This window comes from Stenotrophomonas sp. UBA7606 (genome assembly GCF_002477705.1).
In the GTDB taxonomy this organism is placed as follows: Bacteria; Pseudomonadota; Gammaproteobacteria; order Xanthomonadales; family Xanthomonadaceae; genus Stenotrophomonas.
On sequence record NZ_DLJW01000066.1, the window covers coordinates 1 to 5158 of the forward strand.

7 protein-coding genes are annotated in these 5158 nt (G+C 65.2%); all 7 read left to right on the forward strand.

The window, feature by feature from the left end:
* Positions 1–339, forward strand: a 339-nt coding sequence (locus B2527_RS08785; RefSeq protein ID WP_293707960.1) for a fumarate hydratase C-terminal domain-containing protein, incomplete at its 5' end; no start/stop codon positions are given.
* Positions 340–426: 87 nt separating this feature from the next.
* Positions 427–744, forward strand: coding sequence for a hypothetical protein (locus B2527_RS08790; RefSeq protein WP_293707962.1), 318 nt, complete (start codon positions 427–429; stop codon positions 742–744).
* Between the two features lie 114 nt (positions 745–858).
* Positions 859–1107, forward strand: coding sequence for a FeoA family protein (locus tag B2527_RS08795; RefSeq protein ID WP_293707964.1), 249 nt, complete (start codon positions 859–861; stop codon positions 1105–1107).
* Positions 1104–2960 carry a ferrous iron transporter B gene (gene feoB / locus B2527_RS08800; RefSeq protein ID WP_293707966.1) on the forward strand — a complete coding sequence of 619 codons (1857 nt, stop codon included), beginning with the start codon at positions 1104–1106 and terminating at the stop codon, positions 2958–2960. The genes B2527_RS08795 and feoB overlap by 4 nt, the downstream gene beginning before the upstream one ends.
* Positions 2960–3214 carry a DUF6587 family protein gene (locus B2527_RS08805; protein WP_293707968.1) on the forward strand — a complete coding sequence of 85 codons (255 nt, stop codon included), beginning with the start codon at positions 2960–2962 and terminating at the stop codon, positions 3212–3214. Before feoB ends, B2527_RS08805 begins: the two co-directional genes overlap by 1 nt.
* 82 nt (positions 3215–3296) lie before the next feature.
* Complete coding sequence (dapB, locus tag B2527_RS08810; protein ID WP_293707970.1) at positions 3297–4013, forward strand: 4-hydroxy-tetrahydrodipicolinate reductase; 717 nt, start codon at positions 3297–3299, stop codon at positions 4011–4013.
* 252 nt (positions 4014–4265) lie between these two features.
* Positions 4266–5158, forward strand: an 893-nt coding sequence (gene carA / locus B2527_RS08815) for a glutamine-hydrolyzing carbamoyl-phosphate synthase small subunit (RefSeq protein WP_293707972.1), incomplete at its 3' end; no start/stop codon positions are given.

Consider the following 5158-nt stretch of genomic DNA (forward strand, 5'->3'; position numbering starts at 1 on the left):
ACCCGCATGGACAAGTTCACCCGCCAGATCCTGGAACAGACCGGCCTGCTGGGCATGGTCGGCAAGGCCGAACGTGGCCCGGCCGCGATCGAGGCCATCCGTGACAACAAGTCGGCCTACCTGATGGCCGTCGGTGGCTCGGCCTACCTGGTGTCCAAGGCGATCAAGGCCTCCAAGGTGGTCGGTTTCGCCGACCTGGGCATGGAAGCGATCTACGAGTTCACCGTGCAGGACATGCCGGTGACCGTGGCGGTGGACTCCACCGGTGAGTCGGTGCACAAGACCGGTCCGCGTGAATGGCAGGCCCGCATCGGCAAGATTCCGGTGATCGTGGAGTAAGTGCCGCCGCGCCTGTTCCCGCAGACAGGGGTGGCAAGGAAACAGCCCGGGCGTATGCTCGGGCTGTTTTCATTTCCGGAGACCGGCATGCGTACAGGGAAGTGGTGTGGGGCGGTGGCCTTGTCGGTGTTGCTGGCCGGCTGTGGAAATGGTGCCTGGCGTGATGCCCCCAGGAATGACCCGGCCGCCTGCGTGAACTATTGCCAGGGCCGCTATCAGGCCTGTACTGCCAACCCGCGCAGCTATGGTGATTGTGGCGAGGCCAGTCGCAACAATCAGTGCGACAAGATCACCAACCCGGAGTTGCGCGGTGCCTGCCAGACCTCGCAGGCGTTCTGCCAGAACCGTTCTGCGGCAGCGGTGTGCGGCGAACGTCTGAACAGCTGCATGGCCAGCTGCAACTGACAAACAACAGTTGCTGAGGGGGAACGCTGTAGGCCTTTGGTTGGGCGGCGGGGCCGCCTTCACGGTGCTAGAATTGATAACCATTCTTATCAACTCTTCATAGGCGCCCATTCAGTGACGTTGTCAGATTTGCCGCTGCATGCATCCGCGAAGGTGGAAAACGTACAGGACCTGCATGCCAACGACGCCATTGCGCGGCGCTTGCGTGAGCTGGGGTTCGTCAACGGGGAGGAAGTGCGGCTGGTCGCGCGCGGACCGGTGGGCGGTGAACCGCTGCTGTTCCAGGTGGGTTTCACCCGTTTCGCGCTGCGCCGCAGTGAGGCTGCCCGCGTGCTGGTGAGCTCGACCGGAGGTGTGGCGTGAACGAGGTAGTTGCACGGCTGGCCCTGGTCGGCAATCCGAACAGTGGCAAGACCGCGTTGTTCAATCAGTTGACCGGCAGCCGCCAGAAGGTGGCCAACTACACCGGCGTCACCGTCGAGCGCAAGGAAGGCCGCATGCGCGGGCCATCCGGGCGTGAATATGCGGTGCTGGATCTGCCAGGCGCCTACAGCCTGCACCCGGCCAGCCTGGACGAAGCCATCACCCGCGACCTGTGCCGCGGGTTCTACCCGGGTGAAGCCGCGCCGGACGCGCTGGTGTGCGTGATCGACGCCACCAACCTGCGCCTGCACCTGCGCTTCGCGCTGGAAGTGCGTGAGTTGGGCAAGCCGATGATCGTGGCGCTGAACATGGTTGACGCTGCCCGCAAGCGCGGCATCGAGATCGACTTGCCCGCGCTGGAAAAAGCCCTGGGCGTGCCGGTGGTCGAGACCGTGGCGGTGCAGCGCAATGGTGCGCGGGCGCTGGTGGAGCGCATCGATGCGCTGGTGCCGGCGTTGGCCAGCCTGCCGGTGCATGCGGCCGAAGCCGGTGCCGATTACCACGCCCAGGTGCGTGAGATCCTGGCCAGCGCGGTCAGCATGCCGGCCCGTACCGGCCGCATCGATGATGCGCTGGACCGCTGGCTGCTGCATCCGGTGTTTGGCCTGTTGAGCCTGGCCGTGGTGATGTTCCTGATCTTCCAGGCGGTGTACGCCTGGGCCACGCCGATGATGGATGGTATCGAGGCCGCATTTGCCTGGCTGGGTGAGGCAGCGGCGACGCATCTGCCTGAAGGGCCGCTCAGCAGCCTGCTCACCGATGGCATCATTGCCGGCGTGGGTGGAGTGGTGGTGTTCCTGCCGCAGATCCTGATCCTGTTCGCCTTCATCCTGGCGCTGGAAGAATCCGGCTACCTGCCGCGTGCGGCCTTCCTGCTCGACCGGATGATGGCCGCGGCAGGTTTGTCCGGGCGCTCGTTCATCCCGCTGTTGTCCAGCTTTGCCTGCGCGGTGCCGGGCATCATGTCCACGCGCTCCATCCAGGACCCGCGCGACCGCCTGGCCACCATCCTGGTGGCCCCCCTGATGACCTGCTCGGCACGCCTGCCGGTGTATGCGCTGCTGATTGGTGCGTTCATTCCCGCCAAGACCGTGTGGGGCGTGTTCAACCAGCAGGGGCTGGTGCTGTTTGGCCTGTATGTGGCCGGCATTGCCAGCGCGTTGATCATGTCGTGGACGATGAAGAAGTTCCGTCGTGACAAGGGCGAGCATCCGCTGATGCTGGAGCTGCCCTCCTACCGCCTGCCCAACCCGCGCGACCTGCTGGTGGGCCTATGGGAGCGTGCGGTGATCTTCCTCAAGCGCGTAGGCGGCATCATCCTGGCGCTGACCATCCTGCTGTGGTTCCTGCTGTCGTTCCCGGGCGCGCCTGAGAACGCGACGCTGCCGGCCATCGATTACAGCTACGCCGGCCAGATCGGCCATGCGATGGCGGTGATCTTCGCGCCACTGGGTTTCAACTGGCAGATCTGCATTGCGTTGATCCCGGGCATGGGCGCACGCGAGGTGGCGGTGTCTTCATTGGCCACGATCTATGCCTTGTCGGCGGCCGATGATGACGCGGCCATCCAGGCGCTGACGCCGGTGATCAGTGATGGTTGGACGCTGGCTACCGGTCTGTCGCTGATGGTGTGGTTCATCTACGCGCCGATGTGCATTTCCACCTTGGCTACCATCAAGCGCGAGACCAACTCGTGGAAGCAGATGGCGTTTGCCACGGTCTACCTGTTTGCCGCGGCCTATCTGGCGGCGCTGGTGACCTACCAGGTGGCCAAGGCACTGGGGGCGGGCTGATGGACAAGGGCCTGCTGCTGCAATACCTGATCATCGGCCTGGCGGTGCTGGTCAGCGCGTGGGTGGTATTGAAGAAGCAGTTCCCCGGCGTGGTGCGCAAGCTGCGCGGGTCGCTTGCGCTGTGGCTGGTCAAGCCGCAGCGTTCACCGCGGCTGCAGGCCTGGGGGCGGCGGCTGGCGCCGCCTGCGGCCAGCAATGCGGGTGCCTGCGGCGGCTGCAACAGCTGCGGGCCCAGCGAACCCAAGCAACATTGAGTGCAGCGCGGCGCCGGGGAAACCCGGCGTTGCCGCATTCAGATGCTTGTGTGTTGGCCTGCGGAAACGGTAGCTTGGCTGCATGAACAACACTCCGACCCGTTTGCTGATCCATGGCGCCTCCGGCCGCATGGGTCAGGCCCTGCTGCGACTGGCAGCCGAAGATTCGTCCCTGCAGGTGGTGGCCGCCGTGGTGCGCAAGCCGCCAGTCCAGCGCGTGGTGGATGGCATTCCGCATTTCGCCACCAGTGAGCTGTCCGGCGTGCCGGCGTTCGATGTCGCCATTGATTTCAGTCTGCCGGAGGGGTTTGACCCCATCCTGGCCTTGTGTGTGGAGCGGGGTGTCGGCCTGGTGTCCGGCACCACCGGCATCAGCGAGGGGCAGCAGGCGGCGCTGGATGCGGCTGCGGCGCGCATTCCGCTGGTATGGGCCACCAATTTCAGCCTCGGCGTTGCCGTGCTGGCCGAGCTGGTCGAGCGCGCGGCAGCGACGTTGCCGGGTTGGGATTGCGACATCGTCGAATCCCACCACGTGCACAAGAAGGACGCACCTTCCGGTACCGCACTGACCTTGGGCGAATCTGCCAGCCAGGGCGGGGCAGCGCCACGCTATGCCAGCCTGCGTGCCGGCGACATCATTGGCGAGCATTTCGTTCAGTTCACCGGCCTGGGTGAGCGGGTGGAACTGGTCCACCGGGCCACCAACCGCGACATTTTCGCGCGTGGTGCGTTGCACGCGGCACAACGCCTGCTCGGGCGTGAACACGGGCGGTACCGGGTGCGGGACCTGATTGGCTGAGCATTGCCGTCGGCAGCCGCTGAACAGGCGGCTTTACCGGGCAGAACCGGTTTTCCGTACGGTCGGAAACCATCGGGCGGGACTGTACGCGACGCTGGCGCTGGTGGCCCCGTTGCCTTTACAATTCCCGCTCGCCGAAACACGTCAGCCGGACCGGTTCCCAGACCGCCGTCCGCGCTTTTTTGCAACCGGTTTTTGACCGCGGACGCAGGCGTGGCTTCGGAGTCCCCCGGTAGCCAAAGTGAGATTCCCGTGACCCAAGCCGCAATTCTCGTGCTCGAAGACGGCACCGTATTCGAGGGCGAATCCGTAGGCGCGCCCGGCCTATCCGTGGGTGAGGTGGTGTTCAACACCGCCATGACCGGTTACCAGGAAATGCTGACCGATCCGTCCTACGCCCGGCAGATGATCACCCTGACGTACCCGCATATCGGCAACACCGGTATGAATGACCAGGACGATGAAGCCAGCAAGGTCTGGGCATCGGGCCTGATCGTGCGCGACGTGCCGCGCCGCCCCAGCAGCTGGCGCAGCCAGTTGTCGCTGCAGGATTGGTTGATCCAGCGCGGCGTGGTGGCCATTGCCGGCATCGATACCCGCAAGCTGACCCGCATCCTGCGTGAGCGCGGCGCCCAGAACGGTGCGCTGATGGCTGGCGACGGCATCGATGTGGAGAAGGCGCTGGAAGCTGCGCGCAAGTTCCCCGGCCTGAAGGGCATGGATCTGGCCAAGGTGGTCAGCACCGACAAGACCTATGGTTGGGCCGACGGCCAGCTGGACCTGGACCGCAACGAGTTCGTGCGCGCAGAACCGAAGTTCAAGGTTGTGGCCTATGACTTCGGCGTCAAGACCAACATCCTGCGCATGCTGGCCGAGCGCGGCTGCGAACTGACCGTGGTGCCGGCACAGACCCCGGCGGCCGAGGTACTGGCGCTGAATCCGGACGGCGTGTTCCTGTCCAACGGCCCGGGCGACCCGGAACCCTGCGATTACGCCATCAGCGCGATCAAGACCTTCGTCGAGAAGAAGATCCCGACCTTCGGCATCTGCCTGGGCCACCAGTTGCTGGGCCTGGCATCGGGCGCCAAGACCATGAAGATGGGTCACGGCCACCATGGCGCCAACCACCCGGTGCAGGACATCGA

What these genes read in the sequence shown, in the direction of transcription:
- B2527_RS08790 (WP_293707962.1), top strand. Translation starts at nt 427, where the DNA reads ATGCGTACAGGGAAGTGGTGTGGGGCGGTGGCCTTGTCGGTGTTGCTG.
- B2527_RS08805 (WP_293707968.1), top strand. Translation starts at nt 2,960, where the DNA reads ATGGACAAGGGCCTGCTGCTGCAATACCTGATCATCGGCCTGGCGGTG.
- dapB (WP_293707970.1), top strand. Translation starts at nt 3,297, where the DNA reads ATGAACAACACTCCGACCCGTTTGCTGATCCATGGCGCCTCCGGCCGC.